Annotated in this window: 3 protein-coding genes; 2 read left to right on the forward strand and 1 reads right to left on the reverse strand. The window is 46.5% G+C overall.

Annotated elements, in window-relative coordinates; translation table 11 throughout:
• The coding region (locus tag V6C93_RS08585) for a hypothetical protein (RefSeq protein ID WP_333476239.1) at positions 1-274 on the forward strand (274 nt) is incomplete at its 5' end.
• Positions 275-823: 549 nt separating this feature from the next.
• On the forward strand, positions 824-4723 hold the full coding sequence (locus tag V6C93_RS08590) for a HEAT repeat domain-containing protein (protein WP_333476240.1): 3900 nt from the start codon (positions 824-826) through the stop codon (positions 4721-4723).
• Between the two features lie 118 nt (positions 4724-4841).
• Here the strand turns inward: V6C93_RS08590 and V6C93_RS08595 are convergent.
• The coding region (locus tag V6C93_RS08595; RefSeq protein WP_333476241.1) for a macro domain-containing protein at positions 4842-5224 on the reverse strand (383 nt) is incomplete at its 5' end.

Genomic DNA, 5224 nt, shown 5'->3' on the forward strand with positions numbered 1-5224 from the left:
AAGAAACGTGATGCTACTGGCAAACATCCAGTTTGGTGATGTCTCTATACAACTCATCACCTTTTTCTTGGCTATTTATGCAAGCGGTGTAGTTAAAGGGAGCGATCGCATGGAGTGCAGCACCATCATGCGATCGCTCCAAAGGGGAAGTGCGGCACAAGTTCTGAACCTTTCAACGGAGTTCCCGCTTTTAAACGACCTGCTCCTCCTTTGCGAGTACGCGGTGCCCCTCGATCAGTTGGTGATGACGGAACTGATTCTCTGGGTGGGCTGAGGCTGAGTAGGGAGTGTTTTACAAGAACATCGTGAAACGTTAAAGTCCTTACAAACTGGTGAGCGTGAGCGGGTATGATGGGCGGACTCAATCCTGTAATTAAGATGATTGAGGTTAATATTGCCAAATACTTATTGTTCATAGGTGACTCCTGGTCAGATGAATTGCTTTCGGTGAGGGAGTGAATTGAGTTGAGTTCAGAATAATTGGGGGAATTTTCCTTAAGCAACGCGATCGTTAGGGAGGCTGAAAGACTCTTAAATTTTGGGGTAAGTCGTTGGGGGAATTAGCAAAGCTTGGGGGATTCCCCGAACTTTTTTGGGAAACGTCGGAAGACATTGATGTTTTGATAATCCGGTAGTCTGTAGAAGCTGTCGCCATTGCTCTTAGGCAGATAGCTTTCTATAAATCCATCAAACTTGGTGACTGCTTGAGTTTCGGATTGAGAAATGATTGAGATTGCTTGACTTATGCGTGACTGCTCGTGCTCGGCTAAACAAAAAGTCGATATGATGTGAAAAAAATCCTGCTCTTGAAGCTATGTCGCGTATGTCGCGGTCAATCCGAGTTGCTCCAGAGTGTCTTCCAAAAGTCAGGCAGGCTCTGAGGCTGCATGGCTTTCCCAGTCAACATGCTTTAGCTATAGAGATAGGACTCTCTCGCGCTACTATCACCAGCTTTTTTACAGGCAAGCGCGTTGATTATTTAAACTTTGTTGAAATCAGTGAGAAGTTGGGGTTGGACTGGCACGCGATCGCCTATATCGAAAAAGATCCACCTATTCAGGTAGAATCTGCCCCACCCTCCGACACACCCCCAGAGGCAGAACTAGAGAAGAAGAATTTAGGGATTGACTGGAGGCAAATTTGCCGTGACATGCTGGAGGCTCAAAATCTGGGACGGCTGACGACTAATCCCCTAACAGCTGGGGATGGCGCTGCGTTTGAACTGGATGAGATTTATGTGCCCTTGGGACTGGTAGAGCGAAAAAAGCGCGATCGACGCAGTGGTGACGTCACTCCAGAGCAGGGTTCACAGTTATATGTAGGGACAGACCTTGTGTCTGCCCAAGATGAAATCATTAAAACATTTCATCAGGATGAGTTTTTTGAGCAAGTTCTGCGTCTTGGGCGAAGTCGAAGAATCGCCATTATTGGAGAACCGGGGGCAGGAAAATCAACGCTTCTACAAAAGATTACGGCGTGGGTTCTGGACAACACAGAAGATGTACCGATTTGGATTTCTTTGGCAGACTTGCAGGGGAAAAGTCTGAAGGCGTATTTACTTGAAGATTGGCTAGAAAATGCGACCCGGAGAGTACACGTTTCGGAGGAAATGCAAAAGACTCTGGGCGAGTTGTTCAATAGTGGACGGGTATGGCTGCTGTTGGATGCGGTGGATGAGATGGCAGTGGGGGTAACCACAGGGGGATTGCCCCTACAGTTGATTGCGAATCAGATTACAGGCTGGGTAGCTGATGCTAGGGTAGTGCTGACTTGTCGGCTCAATGTTTGGGATGCGGGGAAAAATGCTCTGGAAGCGTTTGAGACGTATCGCAATTTAGACTTTAGCTATGGAGATGCCCAAACTCCTGATCAGGTGGGGCAGTTTATCAAGCGTTGGTTCAAGAGTAAGCCCCAATTGCCTGAACGCTTACGGGCTGAGTTAGAACAACCAGGAAAAGAGCGAATCAAAGATGCGGTGAAAAATCCTCTCAGGTTGGCGCTGTTGTGTCGCACTTGGACGCTAGGGCAAGGAGGATTACCAAATACTAAAGCTGGTCTTTATCAGCAGTTTACCGCAGCGCTCTACGAGTGGAAACAAGACCGATTTCCGACAAGTTCAACTCAGCGACAGGAATTGAATAAGGCGCTGGGAGAATTAGCGAAGAGAGCGATCGCTTCTGAAAAAACTAAGTTCCGTCTGCGACATCGCCTCGTTTGTGAGGTATTGGGCGAACCTGATTCAGATTTGTATAGGTTAGCGCTTCAGTTGGGTTGGCTCAATCAAGTGGGAGTGGCAGTAGAAGCTGAAAACCGAGGTGAGAAAGTCTACGCTTTCTACCATTCCACATTTCAGGAATATTTTGCAGCGCAGGTAATTGATGATTGGCACTATTTCCTCAATCATATTCCCCACAACCCCGTGCAAGGCACTTACCGTATTTTTGACCCTTCTTGGAAGGAGGTGATTTTGCTGTGGCTGGGGCGAGAGGATGTGCCAAAAGAACACAAAGAAGCCTTGATCAAGGCGTTGGTAATGTTTCAGGATGTGGGCAAGATTTTTTATTCATATCGAGCCTATTTTCTAGCAGCAGCAGGAATTTCGGAGTTTAGGGACTGTAGGTGGGCTGATGTGATTGTAGCGCAGCTTATTAGGTGGGGCTATGGTTATTTTGATAATAAGAAACAGGCGTGGCAGACATTTGTCGATCCGGATGCAGAAGCAACTAGGGCGGCGCTGAGAGAAACAGATCGAAGACGAGCGATCGCAACGTTAGTACAACTGATTGAGTCAACGGAGAATGAATCCACTCGTAGAGTAGCAGCTAATAGTTTGGTGGAAATTGGCACAGGCCATGAAACAGCAATCACAGCCTTGCTACAACTGCTTACTTCAACTCAAGAGGGAGAGATGCGTTGGCAAGCAGCTGATACTTTGGGTAAAATTCACCCTGGCAATGAAACAGCGATTGTAGCCTTAGTCCAACTAATTGAGTCAACGGAGAATGAATTCACTCTTAGGAAAGCGGTTAGTAGTTTGGGGCAAATTGGCACAGGTAATGAGATAGCCATCGTAGCTCTAGTGCAACTGATCGAGTTCACTGAGAATGAATTCACCCGTATGCAAGCGATTGATAGCTTAGGAAAAATTGGCATCGGCAATGAAACAGCAATTGCCGCGTTGGTGCAACTGCTCAAATCAACTCAGGATGAAGATACTCGTTGGCAAGCGGCTGATAGCATAGGGAAAATTAGCCCTGGCAATGAAACAGCGATCGCAGTCTTAGTGCAACTGCTTGAGTCCACTGAAAATGAATCAACTCAGTGGCTAGCAGCTTATGGCTTAGGGAAAATTGACCCTGGTAATGAAACAACAATCGCAGTCTTAGTACAACTGCTTAAGTCAACTAAGGATGGAGATATTTGTAAGCGAGCAGCATATAGCCTAAAGGAAATTGACCCAGACAATCAAACAGCGGTTCCAGCTTTTGTACAACTGCTTGAGTCATCTGAAGATCGATTCACCCGTAGACGAGCGATTTATAGCTTAGGGAAAATTGGCACGGGTAATAAAATAGCGATCGCTGCCTTAGTGCAACTGCTTGAGTCCACTAAAGGTGAGTCCACTCGTGGGCTAGTGGCTTTGAGCTTAGGGACAATTGACCCTGGTAATGAAACAGCAGTCACAGCTTTAGTGCAACTACTTGAGTCAACCAAGAATGGAGCTATTCGTAGTCGAGCAGCTTCTGGCTTAGGGCAAATTGGCACAGGCCATGAAACAGCGATCACAGCGTTAGTGCAACTGCTCGAGTTCACTGAGGATAAATACACTCGCAGACGAGCAGCTTATAGCTTAGGGCAAATTGGTATTGGCAATGAAACAGCAATCGCGGCGTTAATGCGACTAATTGAGTCCTCTGAGGATGAAGCTACCCGTGCGCAAGCAACTTATAGCTTAGGGCAAATTGCTACTGGTAATGAAACAGCGATCGCGGCGTTAGTACGAACCATTAAGTCAACTGTGAAGGAATCTATCCTTAGGCAAGCAGTTAAAAGCTTGAAAAAAATTCTGCAAGAAGATCACTTAGCAGAAATAGTCACACTCTTGAAAGACTACTTATCCAATGACACTAGAAACGATGACTTTTGGCGATACAGTAGTGCCTACGAAGTCATCTGGCAGTGTGCCCAAAATATGTCCTATCCAGAGTTTTACCAGGCTTGGCACACTCAACTTACCCTTATCCATCCAGAAATTCTAGAAACCACCCCTGTCGGTTCTACGTCCTTTACTCAAAGCCTCAACTTTGCCAATTTACCCCACAGCCTCAGAGTTGCCATCGCCAATGACCCTACCGTAAGCCAAACTATCCACCTAATTTGCATCGACGGCAGCAAATTCATTGATCGCGATAACCCCGCCAGCAAAATTTACACCGAAATGGTCAAGAGTGACTGCCCTAAGTGCAAAGATGGCACCCCCAAGACAATGCTAGAACTCCAAATTTATTGGGACTTGCTAGATACCGATAAACGTGTCGTTTTAGTGTTCTACGAAGGCAGGGGATTTAGTGAAACATTCCTGAACGCCCTGAGCAAGTTTGATGGGGCGATTTGTGTCATCACCCCTCAAATCATTGACAATATTTCCTTGCAATGCATCAGTCCCAATGAGGCGATCGCAGACGTGGTGGACTGGTTAAAGAAGGTTGTACTGGAAGCGTAGTTATCCAAATGCGATCGCGTAGCAAAAGGCAGCAATGTTCTTTGCTCATCATAAGATTAACCCCATCCTGAATCCTTAAATTTTCTGGGGACTCATCCTTCGCTCTGGAAAAGTTCTATCAAATTCTCCGAATAGCATCTAAGTAGTATTGGCAAGCACTTTGCTCCAAGCAAACAAAGATTACCTTCTCAACTGAACTATTGCTCATCATAAAACCACTGACTTCACGCACTGCAATTTGAGAGGCGAGTTCAATCGGGAAACCAAATGCTCCTGTGCTAATCGATGGAAACGCAACGGTTCGGAGGGAGTATTGCTCTGCCAAGGCTAAGCTGTTACGGTAACACCTGGCTAACATCTCACCCTCGCCATGATTACCTCCCTGCCAGACTGGCCCGACTGTATGAATGACAAACCGTGCTGGTAGGTTGTAACCATTCGTAATCTTAGCTTCTCCCGTAGAAATGCCGTTGAGTTGGCGACAGGCTTCCTTGAGTTCAG

Source organism: Allocoleopsis sp., from assembly GCF_036703385.1.
In the GTDB taxonomy this organism is placed as follows: domain Bacteria; phylum Cyanobacteriota; class Cyanobacteriia; order Cyanobacteriales; family Coleofasciculaceae; genus Allocoleopsis.

Bases quoted from the DNA above. Each gene is read 5' to 3' on its own strand.
- V6C93_RS08590 (WP_333476240.1), top strand. From the start codon at position 824: ATGTCGCGGTCAATCCGAGTTGCTCCAGAGTGTCTTCCAAAAGTCAGG.